This is a genomic window from Haloarchaeobius amylolyticus (genome assembly GCF_042678045.1).
Taxonomy (GTDB): domain Archaea; phylum Halobacteriota; class Halobacteria; order Halobacteriales; family Natrialbaceae; genus Natrinema; species Natrinema amylolyticus_A.
Genome location: NZ_JBHUDI010000003.1, coordinates 331,007 through 349,905, shown reverse-complemented (window position 1 = coordinate 349,905; position 18,899 = coordinate 331,007). Strand labels below are relative to the sequence as shown.

The following is an 18,899-nucleotide window of genomic DNA, read 5'->3' as shown; positions in this document are numbered from 1 at the left end:
ATCTTCAAAAGATCGGGCGTCGATGCCGTACCTATGGCGGATATCATCACGAAAGTAAACCGAGCACTCAGCGATCCGACGGCTGTCGAGTCCTGGGTCGCGACCAATCGGCGCAAGGTCAAACGCTGGATCCGCCGTGGCGAACTCGGGCCGTTAATCGGCGGGCTCACGGGCGGTGCCTTCGACTGGAATGCGTATACCAGCTATCTCGCCTGGCGAGCGGATGACGGCGTCGTGGTACGCGACATCAACGGCAGCGAAATGGTCCTCGATCCGTCGATGGACGGGATCTCACAGGAATTGCTCATGTACGGCGGTCGCGAAGAGCTATCGGCGAGCATCTTCGAGCGGGAACTCGAGCGACTCGCAACGCGGCTCGATTCGACCGTGACTGTGCTCGAAATCGGCGCCAACATCGGGTACTACGCGTTGCTGGAGGCGCGCGTGCTCGGTGACGACGGGCACGTGCTGGCGTTCGAGCCGGATCCACGAAACATCGACCTCCTCACGCGCTCTATCGAGCGAAACGGGTACGGTGACCGGATCGACGTCGAACGGGTGGCGGTGGGGGACAGCGACGGCACAGTCACGTTCAACGTGCTCCCGCTGAGTAACAAGTCACACGTCGACGTGGACGGCTTCGACAGAAAACACGGCATCGAGCGGCAGATAGACGTTGCACAGAAGACGACGTCAACCCTCCTCGAGGAGCACGACGTCGCCCCGGACGAGATCAACGTCGTCCGAATGGACGTCGAGGGATACGAAGCGCAGGTGTTTCGGGGAATGCCCGACGTGCTCGCGTCCGACCAGCCACTGGTACTCTTCTTCGAACTCCACCGGCCCAGAATCGACGACGAGTCGTTCGAGTGGATGCTCCAGATGCTCGAGGAGTCCGGTCTCGAACTCGTCGCCGTGACGGACCTCGAGGGGCCGATGTGGTACGAGGTCCAGCTTCCGTGGACCTCGATCGACGACCTGCGGAAGATCGGCGACGATCACTCGACTCACGTGATTCTCAGACGGACTCCGTGAAGAACGCCGCAGGAGTCCGAACGAGTCCGCGTACCGTGAGTCGTTGGTCACACGTCAGGGACCACGAACACCACACGTCTTTTGCCCCCGCCCGTCTAACGGCCGCCAACATGAGCGACTCCGCACCTTCTGGGACCGACACCGACGCCGACGACGGCGGAGCGGCACAGGTCTCGAGCCCGGACTACCACAGCGAGAACCACACGGCCGCCCAGACCTGCGGCTGGACGGCAAACGCCCTGCGCGGCGAGGGAAAGTGTTACAAGAACATCTTCTACGGCATCGAGTCCCACCGCTGTATCCAGATGACGCCGGTCGTCCGGTGTAACGAGCGGTGTGTCTTCTGCTGGCGCGATCACAACGGGCACGCCTACGAACTGGACGACGTCGAATGGGACGACCCCGAGGCGGTGGTCGATGCCTCCATCAAACTCCAGAAAAAGCTGCTCTCGGGCTTCGGCGGCAACGAGGAGGTTCCCCGCGAGGTCTTCGAGCAGGCGATGGAACCGCGCCACGTCGCCATCAGCCTCGACGGCGAGCCGACGCTGTATCCCTACCTGCCCGAACTCATCGAGGCCTTCCACGACCGCGACATCACCACGTTCCTCGTTTCCAATGGCACCCGCCCCGAGGTGCTCGCCGAGTGTGACCCCACCCAACTGTACGTCAGCGTCGACGCCCCCGAGCGCCACACCTTCGATCAGGTCGTCGGCGCGATGGAAGACGACGCCTGGGAGAAACTACTCGAGACGATGGCCGTCCTCGCCGACAAAGACGAGACGCGCACCGTGTTGCGGACGACGCTGGTCGACGGCGAGAACATGCACCATCCCGACTGGTACGCCGGCTTCTACCAGCAGGCCGACCCCGACTTCATCGAACTGAAAGCGTACATGCACGTGGGCCACTCGCGGGGCCGACTCGACCGCTCGTCGATGCCCGACCACGAGGACGTCATGGAATTCACGGAAGCGGTGGCCGACCACATGCCCGAGTTCGACGAGGTCATGGGCGTCCCGGCCTCCCGCGTCGCGTTACTTTCGAAGACGACCGATACGTGGGTGCCGAAACTGCAGAAGGGAAGCGAGTTCTGGGAGCGCGATCCTGTCACCGGGGACTGACACAATTACGACTGCTCGAGCGGATGATCCCCGTTTTGCGGCTTCGGCCTCTGCTCGCGACAGGACCATACTACAGCTCGAGGCGAGAACTCCGAACGACCCCCTCGATCGTTACACGGAGTTTCTGACTGATCGCGAGCAGCGCCGCCGAGTACACTGCCGCACCGACCGAGACGACGGCGAGCAGGTGGTACCACCGATCGACAGGGACGGTTCGGACGAGTAGCAGGACGACGACGAACATCAGCACCGACGCCACGAGCTGCTCGAGCAGCGTTCGAGGAACCAACTCGACTGCCGGCAATTCCTGCCTGATCACATACGCAGAGAGAATATATCGAAGCGTCTCGGCCACGACCGTTGCGATCACGACACCGATCGCACCGTATACGAGCGTCAGCGCGACGCCGAGGACGACGTTCAGCCCGAGCGTCGTCGCCGAGATCCACGTGTTGACGTCCGGCCGATCGATCCCACCGATTGCGCTCGTGAGTGGCCCGCTTTGTGTGCTCACGATCTGGAACAGCGCGAGCCCGATCAGCAACGAGGCGGCGTCGGCGTACTCGGCCCCGAACGCGGTCACGACGAGTGTTTCGGGCATCGCCACGGCACCGAAGAACATCGGAATCGCGACGACGCTCGAGAACGCGAGCGTGTTCGAGATGTCATCGCTGACGTCCTCGCCCTGGCTGTGGAGCCGGCTGACGCGGGCCATCAGCACGCTCTGGGCGGCCAGCATCACGAACGTCGCCGGGACGGTGAGCTTCAGTGCGACCTCGTACTGGCCGGCCGCGGCGGGCGCGAGCAGGTAGCCAAGCAGGATGATGTCGAATCGATCGTAGGCCTGCCCGAGAAACGAGTTCGGGATGCTGTACTTCGCATATGACCAGAGGCTCTCGAGCGTGTCGCGTGAGGGGATCGTTGGTTTCGTCCGCACGAAATACCAGAGTGCAGGCAGCGAGAGGAACGTCGCCGCAGCGAGCCCGTAGGCCATCCCCGCAGCGCCGAGGCCGAGGAGGACGAGCCCGAGCTGCAGCGGGAAGGTCAGCAGCGACCGAAACGTATCGATCCACATCGATGCGCCGGCGAGCCCCCGGGCCTGGACGACACGGTCTGTGGGCTCGTACAGCGTGACGGCCCCCATCAGGACGACGAACAGCACCGGCGCTTCGGGGAGTCCGGTGTAGGAGACGAGCCATCGCGACGCGAGCACGCTGACCACGCCCGTGAGCACGACCCACGCCAGCGTGAACACCAGTTGCCCGCCGATCAGCTCCCGTTCGGGGGCGTCGGCTTCCGAGAACCGCTTCATGATCGCTGTCCCCCACCCGTTGACCGCCCGGTCGCCGAGCTTGACCAGCGAGAAGAGGAGGTAGTAGCCGCCGAACCCGGTCGGCCCGAGCATCCGCGCGAAGACGACGGTCCCGACGAAGCCGATCGCAGCCATCGCGAACTTCGCCGCCGTCGCCTTCACCGTCTCGCCGCCGAGGCTAACCGACGTCGCGTCCGTCATCCGTCTCGAGCGGAACGTGGCGACCGATAGCTCAGGCCGACGGGCCCGGTCTCGCACTCGAGCGGCGTGCGAACGATCATCCGCGTCAGTGTTCGGGCGACGACGTTCGATCGACGTGAATGTGGAGGAGCGTGGATCGTCACCATCGATGTCAGTGGACGAGTTAGAGACGACTGCATCATCCGGCGGTATCAGTGTACCGCCTGCCACACCCGCCGATCCCACTGCCGGCCGGACATTGAATAGTACGTTCGTAGTTCACACGTCCATGACGCTGGGGATCGTCGCCCTCGACGCCGCCGACTACGACCTCGCCCGCGACTGGGGCTGTGAGAACATGCTGCTCGAGACCCACCGGGAACTCGAGACGTTCGCCTACTCCGGCGAGAACCCGAACACGCTCGAGGTCTGGACGTCGACTGCGACCGGCGTCGGACCCGAGGAGCACGACCTCGCCTCGACCGGCGAGCAACAGCAGTGGCACAATCCGGTCCTCGAGTACGCGAGCAAGGCAGCACCCTACCTCCTGCCCAAGGAGGTCCGCATTAGAATCGGCACGTGGCTCCGCGGCGACTCCGGTGGGGGCGACGGCACTGACGGCGGGGGTGGCGACGTCGGCATGACGCTACGCCAGACGTCACACTCGCATCTCTTCCAACCGGACGGCCGCGTCGTGCGGTGGTGGCCCGGTGTCACCCCGGCCGAACACCTGAGCGAGACCTGGCACTGGCTCAACCTCGCGTCGAACGACGAGATCACCGACGGCGAACTCTGGCGGCGCCTGTATGGCAACGCCGGCCTCGAGACGGGCTGGCTCTTGGGGATGGGAACGGCCGATGTTGCCGTCGCCGGCGTTCACATGCACGTCCTCGACGCCGCCGGCCACGCCTTCGCGACCCACCCGGATCGGCTGCGGGCGGTGTACGAACGGGTCGATCGCCTGCTCGGTGCCGTCCGCGAGCGCGTCGACGAACTGCTGGTGCTGTCGGACCACGGGATGCAAGTCGAGTGGATCGACGGCGACTCCGAGCCCGGGTTCCACAGCTGGCGAGCGCTCGCGTCGACCACGCTGTCGGACGAGCCGCCGGCGAGCGTCTTCGACGTCAGAGACTGGGTCGACGAACACGCCGCCGATAGCGACGCCACGCGAGCCGAGCGACGGCCGGCAGTCATGGACACGACGGAGGAGCAGCTTCGGGATCTGGGTTATCTCGAGTGAAAGGTCAGTCGAGGTAACCGAGCTCGCGCAGGTGATCTTCGGGGACGTCGATGGCCTCCTCGCTCTCGTCGGCCCTGCCCTCGACACGCGTGGTGCTGGCTTGCGCGTCGATCCACGCTTTGACGTCGAACACGGACTCGGGACAGGTGTCGGTCGTCGAACTCGCGTACGCCCGCCAGGAGTGCGTCGCCGGGTTCTCGCCGTCGTCCGGCGGGTAGAACTCGGTGTGCATCCCGTGGTCGCTGAGCAAGAGGAGATCGTCGCCGTCCTCGAGCGCGTCAACGACCTCCTCGACGAACTCACTGACGCGGGTATAGACGCGACGGAGCGCGTCTTCGTCGTCGGCGTAGGCGTGGCCGGCGGCGTCGAGCGCATGAACGTGGACGCCGGCGATCGAGACGGGGTGGCGAAGCATCTCGCGTGCCCAGGAGAACTGTTGGGCACACTGGCCGAACAGTTCGCGCTCGAACGTGCTGCGTGGCATTCCCTCGGCGACGGCGTTCATCAGGTCCCAGGCCCGCTGAAGCGGCCGGCCGTCGGCGACTCCCGGCCAGTTGTGGACCACTGCGTCCTCGGCATCGAAGATCGATGCGGCGTCAGTGCGGCCGATCTGCTCGCGCTCGCCGGTCTGCGAGCGGACGACCTTCCCGAGCGTGCCGCGCGTCGACTCGTCGAGCCGACCGGAGATACGCGAGAGTCCCTCGAGAACCGGGTTGTCCCACTCGCTCGTCCCGCCGCCGGTAATACCGTGCTCCTCGGGCGGGAGGCCGGTCGCGACCGTCGCCCAGACCTCCGGGGTGTACGGCACGTCCTGTGTCCGTGCGAACGTCTCGAGATCGCCACTCGAGGCGAGTCGGAACGCGTCGAGGTCGAAGTGCTCGACCAGGCCTGCGTCGAGGGCGTCCAGTGCCAGGACGACCACTGTCATTCGTCGCTCCCTCCGTCTGCCGTGGGTTGCCGATCGTCGATCATGCGTATCCGAGATCCTCCAGATCCTCCTGTAGCGCGTCCTCTTTGACCACGTACTCGGGGTCGAACCGCTCGAGTCGCCGCTCGAGTTCGGGGTCGGTCGCCGGTTCGCCGTCCGAGAGCTGAACGGTGCCGTCGGTCGTCGCGAGGTGTTCGGCGTTCATCGCCGCCTTGTTCGTTCCGTAGGCCGCGAAGGCGACCTCGCGCTCGAGCGTCCCGAGGCCGTGTTCGCTCCCGGAGAGAATCGTCGGGACGTCGAGCAGCGAGACGACCTCGCTGAGGTCGGGCGCGTTTCGCGTTCCGAACGGCACGTTGAGCAACTCCGGTCGCATTTCGCCAGGGTGTCCCCACAGGCTGTCCTCGCCCAGTAGTTCGCCGTGGTCCGCACAGAAAACGACGCGCGTGTCGTCGGGGATCGCCTCCCAGAGGCGTGCGAGTTTCCGGTCGAGTTCGGCTACCTCCCGGCGGTAGAGGTCGCGAACGAGGTCCTCGTCGGCAGCCGAGCCGCGGCCCGAGAGCACGCGACGGGTTACCCGCTGGGCCTCGGCTCGGCTCACGTCTGCGCCGTCCGGATCGTAGGGGTGGTGGGGTTCCATGAAGTGCAGCCAGCCGAACCACTCGCCGCGTCCCTCGATCTCCCCCAAGAACTGGTCGATTACGTCGTCGGCCGGGCGAAACGACTTCTCGAGGTCAACAAACCGGCTCAGGAGCGCCTGATATCGGTTCCAGCCCCAGCTTGCGACCCGATAGGCGAGGGTGCCGCGATCCAGCAAGACCGCGCCTTTCTCCTTCAGCGTCTCCCCGCCGCCTTTCGGGGAGGTAAACGAGTCGAAGGCGTCGGCGTACCCGTACTCCGCCGAGAGGAGGTGGTTCGTCGTGATCCCGATCCGCCGGCAGTCGAACCGGCTGGCGACGTTGGTCGCTCGACCGAGGCCGTCGCCAGTGGCGTACTCGCCGCCGATGATCGCCGGAAAACTTCCCAGCGTTGCCGTCGACGTCGCGAACGCCCGCGGGTGACACGTTTCCAGATAGTCTCGCGTCCGCTCCATCTCGTCGAACCGATCGGCCCGTAGCGAGTCGACGGTAACCAGGAGCGTCGTCCGCGCCGTTTCGGTCGAATCCGTGTTCGTGTCTGTCGTCATGGTCGTCTCACCGTGTCGTCATCGCCGCATCACCGTCCGCAGCGATCCGCTCGCGCTCGCAGTCGCGGCCTCGAGTCGTAATCGTGCGTCGCGCAGGTCCATCACCTTCGCACCCAGCCACGTGGGGACCGGGACGTCGCTGTCGAGGATGGCCAGCGGTTTATCGACGGACTGATTCCCGAGCCAGAACTCGCGGGCGACGACCTGCTCGTATCCCCACTTCTCCCGGAAGTACGACTTGCTCGCGAGGAGCTTGGAGCGATCGAGTCTGTTCGAGTCGTACTCGCTGCCGCCGCCGGGACGGTGGGGGAACAACACCGCAGGACAGGTACCGAACCGCCAGTCGGTTCCCTGCCAGTGGCCAACGAAGAAATCCAGGTGTTCGCGGCCGATCACGTAGTTTTCGTCCCAGGCCAGCTCTTCGAGGCAGTCCCGACGAAGTGTCACGACGTTCGGCACGAAATCGAACTCGACGAGCGGGTAGCCCGCCACCATTGCAGCCGTCTTCGAACCGGTGTCGCGGATGAGCACGTCACCCTCCTCGAACAGGTCGTGACACAGCCCCTGGATTCGCCCGTCTTCGAGTAACAGCCCGCTGATCCCACCGAACTCGGGGCGGGCCTCGAGCTGGCGCGCGAGGACGCCGACGTTCGTCGGCACCTCGTGATCGCTATCGACGACCGTCAGATAGTCCTCGGAGAGCGCGTCGACGATCGCGTTACGGCCGACACCGAGTCCCGCATCGTAGGGGAGATCGATCAGTTCGAGATCGAACGGCCACGACCGCTCGTAGAGGTGGGTGCGTTCTTCGGTTTGGCCGTCGTCGGCGACGTAGACCGTCTCGTACTCGTCGGCCGGGACCGACTCGAGGAGTGCCTCGAGCTTCTCGGTGCGATTGAAGACCTTTACGCCGAGCGCGACGGCGGGGTCGCTCACGGTGACCCCACCTCCGCCCGATTCGCTCCGTCGACTGGTTCTCTCTCTGGTGATAGCATTTGGTTTCACTCCGTGTATCCGAGCGACGCCAGCCGATCCTGGACGTCAGCGTCGACCGCGCGGTCGTCCGTGTCCGTCTCGTCGGGGTCGAGCACCGATTCTCGCGTCCCCTCGTCGTGGGCCTCGAGTTCGATCCACGGCACCCGTCGGACGCTCGAGACGGGTCTATCAGGGTGGCCCCAGATACCCAGTTCACCCATCGCGTTGCCGTGGTCCGCACTCACCACCAGCGTCCCGTCGACGTTCCGCCGGAGCGTCGCGACCGCGTCCAGCCCGACGCGGAGGTTGTCGGCGTAAGCGGCCCACACCTCGTCTCGGTTCAGTTCCCCCCGCCGAACGCGACCCCACACGTCTACTCCGGTCTCGTCGGGGTCGACGACCGAATCCGGCGACCCCCAGTCGTCCGGACGGTAGCCCGCGTGGAGATCCGGCCGATCGAGAAACGGGACGTGTGGCTGCATGTAGTGAACGATGACGCGGTCGAAGTCGCCGTCGCGGCAGACGCCGATCGCCCGATCGGTGATCGGTTCCGGGCGGATCGAACCAGCGTCGTCGTCCCAAGCGTACCGCCACACCTCATCGACCAGCCCCAGTGGATGGTTGTCGCCGAGGACCGCCGCCGAGAACGGATTCCCCGTCACGTACGCTGTCTGTTCGAGGGTCGCTGCATGCGCCGGCGTGAACGTCCGCCGCATCCATTCCTTCGACGACCCCGCAACCGAGTCGATCGCCCCAGCCTCAATCTCGGCCGGCGAGGGGAGCCAGTCGTACTCCGTGGCGACCTCGGCCATCAGGTCGACGCGGCAGGCATCGAGTAGAACGAGCACGTCCCACTCGCGCTCGAGGACCGTTTCGTCCGCGAAGTCACCCATCCACAGCTGGCGCCCCATCCACTCGTACCCGATCTCGAGCGATCGGCGAACGCCGCGCTCGGGCAGCTTTCGGACGAATCGTTCGACGCCCATCAGTCGATCACCTCTCTCGAGTGCGACCGCCCGCCTGTGACATGCTGGTGGCTACTCATGCGTATCCCAGCTCCTCGAGCTGTTGGAGCACCGAATCGTCGAGTTCGCGATCCTCGTCGACGTCCGTGCGACGCTCGAGCGCGTCGACGAGGTCACGGAGCCGCGCTCGTGGGTCCGCGTAGGGTGATTCACCCCATTCTCCGAAGCCGTCGAACGTCTCGTACCCGAAGTAATCGCCGAGCGCGACTCCCTCGAGCCATCGGGTTCGCTTTTCGAGGTCTTCGAACCCCTTGCGGCGCAGGGCGTCGAGGTGCCGGTCGGGAAGGCCGTGGTACTCGACCAGCACTTCACCATCGCGGAACCCGCTATCGGGGGGCTCGCTTCGGTCCTCGTCGTCGCGGCCCTCAGACGTGAGGTGAGAGGTGTCAGTGAGGTCGCGTCCCCTGGCATCGGAATCGGACTCGAGGCCGGCCGCGGCGAGGACGGTCTCGTGGACATCGAGGAGGCTCACCGAGCAGTCGTCGTACGTGACCCCATCGACGGTCCCCTCGCGAGCGTCGTAGATCGACAGCGGCACGCGGGCAAGTTCGGGGTAGATTCCCGACAGGTGCTCCCAGCCGCCGTACTCGCCGAGGAGTTCGCCGTGGTCGCTGACCGTGACGATCAGATCGAACGATTCGCACAGTTCGTTGAAAATCTGCTCGTAGACGTGCGAGAGGTACCGGACGCAGTCGTCGTATGCTCGCTCGAGGTCCGCGGGATCGTCTTCGGGCTCGCCGAGCGAGGCGGCCAGCCCGTCGATGTCGACATCGACACGCTTCCACTCCGCCGGCGGATCGTACGGCGAGTGGGCCTCCATCAGGTTCAGAAAGAGGAACTCGTCGTCGGCGAAAGCGGTGTCGCGAACGAGCTCGAGCGCGGTGCTCGCGCCGTCGTCGACGTGCTCGACGTGGCTCGCAAGCGGGGTATCGCGAAGCTTCAGCTTCGCGCCGTGTTTCAACGACGGGAGCGTCCGGTTGTCTCCCAACACGACCTCCTTAAGCGCGAGCGCATACCGTTCGGGGCCGCAGTCGCGCGTCTCCGCGATGAACGCGTCCCAGTCGAAGACGTCCGTGCGGTGATGCTGGAGCCGCCAGCTCTTTTCGAACTGACCGAAGCCACGATCAGCGTCGAACACTGGCGTGATGTTTGGGTTCGCGCTAAACGCGCGCGTCGTGTAGCCGGCCGATTGGAGCCGTTCGGCGAGCAGCGGTTCGGGACAGTCGAACGTCTGTGCGCCGGCGTAGATGCCGATCTCGCTCGCGTACCGTCCCGTAAACAGCGATGCGTGAGCAGGGACTGTCCAGTGGCTCGTACTCCAGGCGGACTCGAATCGCCGGCCGGGCAGCCAGTCGAAGTGCTCTTCGAAGGCGTCGTATCGCAGCGTATCGAGGACGACAAGTGCAACGTTCGTCATGAATTCGTATGGAAGGTCATCTGTTGGATCGAATGGCGTTCTGGAGGTCATATCGGAGCGTGTCGACGACGTTCCAGACCCCCTTTCGCCACAGCCAATCGTTGACTCGTCCTGTGAGCGTATCGGGGACGAGCACGCTCTCGTAGCGGTCGGGATACTCCCGTTTCAGGCGGGCCTCGAGCGTCTCGTCGAGCGTCGCCCGCGGCGGATCGGGATGGTGCATCCGGACCGCGTCGTGATACGTACAGTGACCGTCGGCGTCGCGCTCCATTCGCCAGCCGAACTCGGTGTCGTCGCGCCAGCCGGCGAACGTCGAGCGAAAGCCGCCAACGCTGAGCGCTGCGTCACGGTCGAACGCGAGGTTACAGCCGACGTAGCGGCGCTCCCCGTCGTAGGTGCGCCCGCCGAAGACGGCCCCCTCGAGACAGACGAGTTCCGGATCGCGGTCGAAGGCCGTCACGATCTTCGAGAGCCAGTCTCGTGGCGGGCGGCAGTCGTCGTCGGTTAGTGCGATGATTTCACCGCGGGCAGCGCGAATGCCTTCGTTTCGCGCTTCACAGATGTCGAGCGTCGCGTCGTCGACGACGATCACCTCGTATGCGTCGGCCGTCTGCTCGCGGAGGGAGTCGACGACGGCATCGTGGCTGTTCGAGGGGATCGTCGGGATAACCACTGAGATGACCGGGTCCGGGTGGTCGATCGGCCACAGTGGGGACTCAGTCGTCGCCCCCGTCACTCGTCAGTCACCTCCTCGAGTGACGTATCGCGATCCGTATCGAGGGCGCGGGTCGTCTCGGGAAGGTGGCGTCTCCGGGTGCGGGAACGGGACCGACGACTGGGTTCCAGTTCGTCGGCGGTGTCAGGAGCCACGTCGGCGGCTGCCGTCTCCGCAACGACCGCGCGCAGGTTCTCTGCGAAGCGGTCATACTCGTAGCGTCTGGCGGCCTGGCGAATTTCGACGGAATCAAAATCGTCGGGGTCGAACTGCCGTACCGTCTCCCGGATCGACGCGACGGTCGGCTCGAAACACAGGCCCGTTCGACCGCCCTGTACCTGATACCGCGTGAACCCCTCGTCGACGCCGAGCAACGGCTTGCCGGCCATCATTGTCTCCGCACCGACGAGGCCGAAGTCCTCCTGTTTCGGCGCGTAGACGACGGCAGTGGCCCGCGCGACGAGCGACTCGATGTCGTCGACGTAGCCCCGAACCTCGATGTTGTCGTAATTCGCCGCGAACGCCTCGAGTCGATCGCGCTGTTGGCCGTCGCCGGCGATCACGAGCCGTTCGTCCAGCCCCGCGAACGCTTTCGCGATCAGGTCGATCCGCTTCTCGGGGGCGAGCCGCGACCAGGTGACGAAGTAGCCGTCGTCGCCGTCGTTGCGCCAGTCGCCAGTGACCGGCGGGTAGACCACCGTCGCGTCGCGGTCGTAGTACCGTCGGATTCGGTCCCGGACCAGTTCGCTGTTCGCGACGAACTGGTCGACGTAGTCGTTGGCCTCCTTGTCCAGCGCCCGCCAGCCCTTCGCGTAGGCCTTGACGCCGGCCTCGACGATCGGCTTTCGGAAGGACGAGAGCCGGTCCCGGTAGAGGTCGTAGAGCCACCGGGGCGGACTGTGCGGGTAGTGAACGATCCGTTGGCCGACCGCGGGCACGTAGGATTTCGAGAGCGGCGCACTCTCGAGGATCACGTCGTAGCCGACCAAATCCGGATGCGCGTCGGTCATGTCGAGCGCCACGTTGAGTGTCTCGAGTGGGTTCATCCCCTCGTTTTTCCACTCGAGAAACGGCTGCCAGGGCAACGAGGTGTACTTTTCCTGTCGGAAGGGGATCACGGTGACATCGTCGGGAATGTCAGTACCCGCGGCGACGTAGGCCGTGTAGATCGGTGCGTCGAGGACGCGTGCGGCCTCGAGAGCGAACTCTTCGCCGCCGCCGATACCGGGGAACCGATCGTGGAGGATCGCGACGTCGGTCACTGTAACACCTCCCGGAGTTCCTCGTCGGGCGTCCACGTGCCGTCGTGAGTCTCGTCGTCGCCGTCGGCTCGAGCGCGCAGCAGGGAGACGCTCGCCCGAAACAGCGAGATCTGGGTGTCGAACAGCGAGTAAATCGGCTGGAGCGGCCCGAGCGCGTCGCGTGAACCGAGCGCCGTGAACGCGAGGACGCCGGCCGGTGTCGCCAGCCCGAACGGACCCAAAATCGCCAGCGAGCCAACCGTGGCCAGCGCGAGTCCAGCGGCGACGAGCCACGGCGAGACGATCATGAACCACCAGTTGAAAGGGAGGACGACCCGGCCGTAGGCTCCATGGCGGCCGAGCGCGTCGCGGTGTCGCCACAGCAGCCGCAACAGCCCCATCGCGCGCCGGTCTTTCTGCTCGCGGCGCTTGCCGAACGACGAGTGAGCGGCTTCCCTGTAATGGATGGCTGGATCGAAGACGACCCGACCGCCATTGCGTCGAATCTTCAGCGCGAGTTCGGTGTCGTCGGCGAGCGAATCCTCGTCGATCGGGACGATCGCGTCTCGTTCGAACGCCGAGAACGGCCCGTGGAAGATCAGCGTCGAGTCGATGTGTGACTCGAGCACCTGGATCCTCGTCTGGATATCGCGGTAGCCCTGTTCGACCTCGCTGTCGCCGATGACCTCTGCGTTGCGGCCAGTCACCGCCGAAACGTCGGGATCGGCGAGGTTCGCGGCCGCCTTCCGAACGGCGTCAGGCGCGATCCGGGAGTCGCAGTCGGTCTTGACGACGACCTCGTTGGCCGCGGCCGCATAGGCCTCGTTCAGCGCGACTGCGAGCCCCCGGCGTTCGTCCTCGCGAATAAGCGTCAGCTTCGGCTCCTTTCGGCCGGCGAAGAAGGTCTCGACCAGGTCGGCCGTCCCGTCGTCGCTCGAGTCGACGACGACGATTTCGACCTTCTCCATGGGATAGTCGAGGTCGACCAACTCCTCGAGTTTCGACTCGACGATGGCGGCTTCGTTGTACGTCGGCAGGACGATACTCACCGACGGCTCTCGGGGCCATGTGGCGGCCGGCGTGCCCGATGGCCGTCGGAGGTAGTAGACGCCGAGGTAGAGCAGATACGGAATCCCAGTTAGTGCGATCAGCCCGAACAGCGCCTCGAGGAACCGCTTCATGCGAGTACGCCTCAACGCTCAACGGGTCGCGGCAAAGCACGACGGCTTGCATTGTGCAGGGAGTGGTTGTTCTCCACCGATCACGTTCTGCTGTGGCCGGTGGTCACACAGACGAACTCGTCTTGTTCGAGTGATTCGTGATTGACCGGCGCAGCGCCGAACCGCCAGTTTCCGAGTTATTCATTTCGAAGACGCACGTTCGTTAATAGTGTTTCTGTGGTATCATCACCCATGGATGAAACGTCGTCACCGGTCCGGAACGTCCGTGTTTGGGCAGCACAGGGCCACCTCGGCTGGTGGGTACTGGGAGCCGTGTTGCTAGCCGTGCTAGGGCTCGTCATCGACCAGTACCTCCCGTGGCTCGTCTTTGGGTTATTTATTTACTACGTCGCACGGCCGATCACCCGACGGCTCGAGCAGCGTATCGCTTCGCCGACGCTCGTCGCCGCACTGACGCTGCTCCTGATCGTCGTTCCGATCGTCGTGATGATCGGCGCGATTCTGCTCGTCGCACTCGGGCAACTGGTGACGGCGACCGCGGACCTGCCGGTCGACAGGATTCTCGCACAGTTGCCGGTCCAGCTCTCGGAGCTGCCGAACACGCCCTCGGAGGTGTACGACACGACTGCCGTGTTGATTCAGGACCCATCGGTCCAGAACATGGTCGGTACGGTCGGTGGCGCGATCGGTGCGGTCGGTGCGGTGCTGTTCAACATGTTCATCTCGCTGCTGATCGCGTTCTTCCTGCTGATCAGCGACCGCAATATCGCCACCTGGTTCGAATCCAACGTGTTCGGCGAAGAGAGTCTGGCGACGGCGTACCTCTCGGCCGTCGATCGGGGACTGAGTTCGATCTACTTTGGCTACACGATGACAATCTTCGCGGTGATCATCCTCTCGGCGATCATCTACGCGCTGTTTAATGTCGTTGCGCCCGCCGGCTTGGCGATCCCGTCGGCGGTGCTGTTCGCCGTCGTCACCGGCCTCTTTACGCTCGTGCCGCTCGTTGGCCGGTCGATCGTCTATTTTACGATCGCTGGAACGCTTGCAGTGCAGGCAGCGATGACCGAACCGCAACTTCTCTGGGTCCCGCTGGTCTTCCTCGCGGTCATGATCGTCGCGTTCGACAACCTCGTCCGGACGTACATCCGGCCGTACCTCTCCGGGCGACTGCTCAACACCGGACTAGTCATGTTCGCGTACCTGTTTGGTCCGCCGCTGTTTGGCTGGTCCGGGATCTTCCTCGGGCCGTTCCTGATGTTGTTCATCGTGACGTTCGTCAGGATGATCCTCCCAGTCCTGGCCAATCCCGAGCGAGAGCGCGGCGCCATCGAACCCGAGCACACGCTCGACGAGTTTACGGAGAGTGTCCCCGACCGAGAGAAGGCCCCGCCGTCAGACGTCGATCGGACCGATATCGGATCGGGGTGAGTGTCGTCGACGCGGAAATATCATACGCGCGGCTGCTGGTTGCTGGCCGCACACGGAACGGATACGCGTCCCTCGCCTCACAGAACGAGATAACTGCCGATCCAGTAGCCCGCATAGAGAAGCGAGAGGACGGCCGCCTCGAGACGTTTGATCCGGCCACGAGAGAGAAACAGACCGATGGCGACCGTCGACACAAAAAACGCCGGCCAGTAAAACGTCAGGACGGTGGGCTCGAGCGCAAATCCGCGCGTGACGGCGAGGAGGCCGACGTTTCCGGTGGCGAAAAAGATCAGGCTGCCGACGATGTTGCCGACGGCGATGCTCGGTCGTCCCTCGCGGATCGGGGCCACGACCAGCGTCACCTCCTCGAGTGACATCGCGGCCCCGACGACCGTCATTCCGAACACCGTTTGATTCAGGCCGAACGCGGTGACGGTCCCGCGTGCGCCCCGGACGGCGAGTTCGGAGCCGACCACGATGCCGACGACGAACAGCGCCGACAGCCCGAGGTAGTACAGCGATCCGCGGCCCTCGGTGTCGATCTCCTCGAGCGCCTCTTCGGCCTCTTCGTCCCGGAAGGTCTCTCTCCCGCGGCGCTCTTCGCGATAGATGTAGCCGAGGACGAGCCCGAAGTAGACGAGGAGTGCGAATCCGTCCAGCCGAGAGACGGTACCGTCGACGATGAACGCAAGCAACACGAGCGGCGAGGCGAGCAACAAGAGCAGATAGTCGCGGTCGATCGTCGGTTCGAACGGCGTGACGAGCCCGCCGACCGCGACTGCAACCCCGACGAGGAAGAGTCCGGACCCCAGCGCGGAGCCGATCGCGACGCCCGGCAGGTCACCGAGTATCGACGCGACGCCGAACGCCCAGTTTTCGAGGTCCAGTCCCGCAAAGAAGATCGCGAGAACGAACGTCGACAACCCCGTCACCGCTGCGGCTTTCGTAATGCTTTCGACGAGTTCTTCGGCGCTGTATACGATCAGCGCGACCCCGACGAGGAACGCCACCACAGCGACGAGTGGGGACGCTATCGCCATGGGGGACCTTCGTGACAGACTGCCAAATAGGTCGGGCCGACCGTAGATCAGCTGTGAACGAGACACACCGACCGGTGGCTTTTTTCCACTCGCCTCGAGACATCCACGTACGCGATCCCCGCTCGGAACGCCGTCACATTTTCGTTATGCGTTCCACATTCGATATGCTTTTAGGGGACTACGGTATAGGTGCGTGTATGTCAGTGATAGCGGAGTCCGCCGTTGGGCACGACGAACTGGCCGTGCTCAAACTCCTCGCACTCGAGGGTGGACTCGAGGGCGACGTCAAGATTTCCTGTTCTCACCTCGCCGACCGCCTCGACGCGTCGAACCAGACCGCCTCGCGGCGCCTCCAGCGCCTCGAGAGCGCCGACTTGCTCGAGCGCGATACCGTCAGCGACGGCCAGTGGGTCCAGGTGACGGAGACCGGCGAGCGCACGTTACGTGCCGAGTACGAGGACTACCGTCGCATCTTCGAGACGGACGCACAGGTCGCACTCGAGGGTACCGTCACCAGCGGTATGGGCGAGGGCCGCCACTACATCTCGCTATCGGGGTATCAGCGCCAGTTCGAGGAGCGACTGGGCTACGAGCCGTTCCCCGGCACGTTGAACGTCGACCTCCGTGAGGACAGTGTCCGCCGACGCAGCGCCATGGCCTCGCTCGAGCCCGTCCCCATCGACGGCTGGGAGTCCGAGGAGCGAACCTACGGCCCCGCCGTCTGTTACCCCGCGATGATCGAAACCGCCGACGGCGAGGTCTACGACGACGCTCACACCATTGCGCCCGAACGCACCCACCACGACGACGATCAACTCGAGGTCATCGCCCCCGACAAGCTCCGCGAGGAACTCGGACTCGAAGACGGCGATCACGTCACCGTCTCGGTGGGTGATCGCGAATGACCGGCCAGGCCGGCCCGCGGTCGAACGCCGACGGGGTCGCAAACGCCGGGACGGACGTGGCCTCGAGCGCGTTCGATCACGCACTCGAGTCGCTGCGGGCGGGCGAGCCGATCCTCGTCCACGACGCGGCCGACCGCGAGGGAGAGACGGACCTGATCTATCACGCCGACGCCGTCACGCCCGACGCCGTCGCCCGCCTTCGCAACGACGCGGGCGGGCTCGTCTGCGTTGCACTGGGCCACGACGTCGCGGAGGCGTTCGATCTCCCCTTCTACTCGGAGGCGATCGACCACCCCGCGACGGCCGACCACGAACTCGGCTACGACGACCGCTCGTCGTTCTCGCTGACGGTCAACCACCGCGACACCTACACCGGGATCACCGACGAGGACCGGTCGACGACCATCCAGGCGCTCGGCGAGGCCGCCGCCACGCCCGAGACGACGGACTTTGCCAACGAGTTCCGGGTCCCGGGCCACGTCCACCTGCTGAAAGGCGCCCCCGACCTGCTCGCCCAGCGCGAGGGCCACACCGAACTCGGACTCGCACTCGCCGACGCGGCCGACCGCTCGCCCGCCGTCGTCGTCTGTGAGATGCTCGACGACGACACCGGTGAGGCACTCTCGCCTGCCGACGCCCGCGCCTACGCCGATCGCAACGGCTTCGCCTACCTCGAGGGCCGAGACGTCCTCGAGCGGCTCAGGGACGCCGCGCGGCAATAGCACTCGATCAGACGGACCGATCGAGGCGCGGCCGAATCGACCCGTTAGCCGGCGTACAGCCACAAACCGCGAACACTTAGTACGGGGGCTTTCAACAGTTCTGATCATGGGATTCGACGAGATGGACGTCGATACGATCTGGATGGACGGCGAATTCGTCGACTGGGACGACGCGCAGGTCCACGTCCTCACGCACGGCCTCCACTACGGGTCGGGCGTCTTCGAGGGTGCGCGCTGTTATGAAACCGAAAAGGGCCCCGCGCTGTTCCGCTGGGAGGAACACTTAGAGCGGCTGTTCCAGTCCGCAAAGCCCTACGAGATGGACATCGAGTTCACGAAGGAGGAACTTACCGAGGCGACCAAGGAACTCATTCAGCGCCAGGAGCTACCCTCCTGTTACGTTCGCCCGATCGCCTACTACGGCTACAATTCCCTCGGTGTGAGCCCCAAGGACTGCCCCACTCGAACTGCCATCGCGGTCTGGCCGTGGGGTGCCTACCTCGGCGAGGACGCCCTCGAGAACGGCATCGACGTGATGATCTCCTCGTGGCGAAAACACGCCTCGAGCCAGATTCCGACCAACGCCAAGACGACCGGTCTCTACGTCAACAGCATGCTCGCCGGTGAGGAAGCCCGCCGCAACGGCTACGCCGAAGCGCTCGTCCTCAACAAGGAAGGTAACGTCGCCGAAGGCCCCGGCGAGAACGTCTTCCTCGTGCGCGACGACGAGATCTACACGCCCGGGCTCTCGGAGTCGATCCTCGACGGCATTACCCGTGACTCCGTGATCACGATCGCCGAGGAACTGGGCTACACCGTCCACGACGACGTCTCCATCTCGCGTGGCGAACTCAACACCGCCGACGAGCTGTTCTTCACCGGCTCCGCGGCCGAAGTCACCCCGATCCGGAAGGTCGACAACGTCGTCATCGGCGATGGCTCCCGTGGCCCCGTCACCGAGGAACTCCAGCAGAAATTCTTCGAGATCGTCGAGGAAGCCCCCGACGAGTACGCCGACTGGTTCGAGTTCGTCGACCTCGAGTAATCGATTCCCCGCGATCGACACCAGTATCGGGCTCGAGACGAGCCGACCGACCGAATTGTGTTCTGTTCCCGTCTTCGAACGTGTGATTGCTGTGACCAGGAGTGCGGCTCGAGCAGCTGCGAGAGTCGCGCGACTCGGGGAAGGGCAGGCCATTCACAGAAACTGACCGCGAACGATCGCAGGGAGTGAGCGGGCCGACGAGC

Annotated in this window: 17 protein-coding genes; 7 read left to right on the top strand and 10 right to left on the bottom strand. The window is 64.9% G+C overall.

Annotation, left to right across the window (positions count from 1 at the left end):
• Positions 1–33 precede the first annotated feature (33 nt).
• Together ACFR99_RS05525 and twy1 are read left to right on the top strand one after the other, a co-directional pair.
• A complete protein-coding gene (locus tag ACFR99_RS05525) occupies positions 34–1,035 on the top strand; it encodes an FkbM family methyltransferase (protein ID WP_390285147.1) in 1,002 nt (333 codons plus the stop codon).
• A 110-nt stretch (positions 1,036–1,145) separates the two neighbouring features.
• Complete coding sequence (gene twy1, locus ACFR99_RS05520; protein ID WP_390285145.1) at positions 1,146–2,156, top strand: 4-demethylwyosine synthase TYW1; 1,011 nt, start codon at positions 1,146–1,148, stop codon at positions 2,154–2,156.
• A 70-nt stretch (positions 2,157–2,226) separates the two neighbouring features.
• Here the strand turns inward: twy1 and ACFR99_RS05515 are convergent, their stop codons facing one another.
• Entirely contained in the window at positions 2,227–3,669 is a 1,443-nt protein-coding gene (locus tag ACFR99_RS05515) for a lipopolysaccharide biosynthesis protein (protein ID WP_390285143.1), read from the bottom strand.
• Positions 3,670–3,937: 268 nt separating this feature from the next.
• Here ACFR99_RS05515 and ACFR99_RS05510 point away from each other — a divergent pair, with 268 nt between their 5' ends.
• The gene (locus tag ACFR99_RS05510; protein WP_390285141.1) at positions 3,938–4,888 is read left to right on the top strand and encodes an alkaline phosphatase family protein; all 951 of its coding nucleotides are present in this window, start codon (positions 3,938–3,940) and stop codon (positions 4,886–4,888) included.
• Positions 4,889–4,892: 4 nt separating this feature from the next.
• On the opposite strand, the gene ACFR99_RS05505 is transcribed toward ACFR99_RS05510, so the two are convergent.
• The 8 genes from ACFR99_RS05505 to ACFR99_RS05470 form a co-directional block, all read right to left on the bottom strand.
• Positions 4,893–5,816: an alkaline phosphatase family protein gene (locus ACFR99_RS05505; RefSeq protein WP_390285139.1), complete on the bottom strand. Its 924-nt coding sequence runs from the start codon at positions 5,814–5,816 to the stop codon at positions 4,893–4,895.
• A 40-nt stretch (positions 5,817–5,856) separates the two neighbouring features.
• Entirely contained in the window at positions 5,857–6,999 is a 1,143-nt protein-coding gene (locus ACFR99_RS05500) for a sulfatase-like hydrolase/transferase (protein WP_390285137.1), read from the bottom strand.
• 18 nt (positions 7,000–7,017) lie between these two features.
• A complete protein-coding gene (locus ACFR99_RS05495) occupies positions 7,018–7,935 on the bottom strand; it encodes a glycosyltransferase family 2 protein (RefSeq protein ID WP_390285135.1) in 918 nt (305 codons plus the stop codon).
• A gap of 65 nt (positions 7,936–8,000) precedes the next feature.
• The gene (locus ACFR99_RS05490) at positions 8,001–8,960 is read right to left on the bottom strand and encodes a hydrolase (RefSeq protein ID WP_390285133.1); all 960 of its coding nucleotides are present in this window, start codon (positions 8,958–8,960) and stop codon (positions 8,001–8,003) included.
• Between the two features lie 55 nt (positions 8,961–9,015).
• Complete coding sequence (locus ACFR99_RS05485) at positions 9,016–10,416, bottom strand: sulfatase-like hydrolase/transferase (RefSeq protein ID WP_390285131.1); 1,401 nt, start codon at positions 10,414–10,416, stop codon at positions 9,016–9,018.
• 16 nt (positions 10,417–10,432) lie between these two features.
• Positions 10,433–11,152: a glycosyltransferase family 2 protein gene (locus tag ACFR99_RS05480; RefSeq protein ID WP_390285129.1), complete on the bottom strand. Its 720-nt coding sequence runs from the start codon at positions 11,150–11,152 to the stop codon at positions 10,433–10,435.
• Positions 11,149–12,393: a glycosyltransferase gene (locus ACFR99_RS05475; RefSeq protein ID WP_390285127.1), complete on the bottom strand. Its 1,245-nt coding sequence runs from the start codon at positions 12,391–12,393 to the stop codon at positions 11,149–11,151. The genes ACFR99_RS05480 and ACFR99_RS05475 overlap by 4 nt, the downstream gene beginning before the upstream one ends.
• The gene (locus ACFR99_RS05470; protein WP_390285125.1) at positions 12,390–13,553 is read right to left on the bottom strand and encodes a glycosyltransferase; all 1,164 of its coding nucleotides are present in this window, start codon (positions 13,551–13,553) and stop codon (positions 12,390–12,392) included. Before ACFR99_RS05470 ends, ACFR99_RS05475 begins: the two co-directional genes overlap by 4 nt.
• Positions 13,554–13,784: 231 nt before the next feature.
• Here ACFR99_RS05470 and ACFR99_RS05465 point away from each other — a divergent pair, with 231 nt between their 5' ends.
• On the top strand, positions 13,785–14,984 hold the full coding sequence (locus ACFR99_RS05465; RefSeq protein WP_390285123.1) for an AI-2E family transporter: 1,200 nt from the start codon (positions 13,785–13,787) through the stop codon (positions 14,982–14,984).
• A gap of 77 nt (positions 14,985–15,061) precedes the next feature.
• On the opposite strand, the gene ACFR99_RS05460 is transcribed toward ACFR99_RS05465, so the two are convergent.
• The gene (locus ACFR99_RS05460; RefSeq protein WP_390285121.1) at positions 15,062–16,024 is read right to left on the bottom strand and encodes a sodium:calcium antiporter; all 963 of its coding nucleotides are present in this window, start codon (positions 16,022–16,024) and stop codon (positions 15,062–15,064) included.
• Positions 16,025–16,221: 197 nt separating this feature from the next.
• Here ACFR99_RS05460 and ACFR99_RS05455 point away from each other — a divergent pair, with 197 nt between their 5' ends.
• The 3 genes from ACFR99_RS05455 (at position 16,222) to ACFR99_RS05445 (ending at position 18,696) form a co-directional block, all read left to right on the top strand.
• Positions 16,222–16,929, top strand: coding sequence for a DUF120 domain-containing protein (locus ACFR99_RS05455; RefSeq protein ID WP_390285119.1), 708 nt, complete (start codon positions 16,222–16,224; stop codon positions 16,927–16,929).
• Complete coding sequence (ribB, locus tag ACFR99_RS05450; RefSeq protein WP_390285117.1) at positions 16,926–17,651, top strand: 3,4-dihydroxy-2-butanone-4-phosphate synthase; 726 nt, start codon at positions 16,926–16,928, stop codon at positions 17,649–17,651. Before ACFR99_RS05455 ends, ribB begins: the two co-directional genes overlap by 4 nt.
• A gap of 106 nt (positions 17,652–17,757) precedes the next feature.
• Positions 17,758–18,696 carry a branched-chain amino acid transaminase gene (locus ACFR99_RS05445; RefSeq protein ID WP_390285115.1) on the top strand — a complete coding sequence of 313 codons (939 nt, stop codon included), beginning with the start codon at positions 17,758–17,760 and terminating at the stop codon, positions 18,694–18,696.
• Positions 18,697–18,899 lie beyond the last annotated feature (203 nt).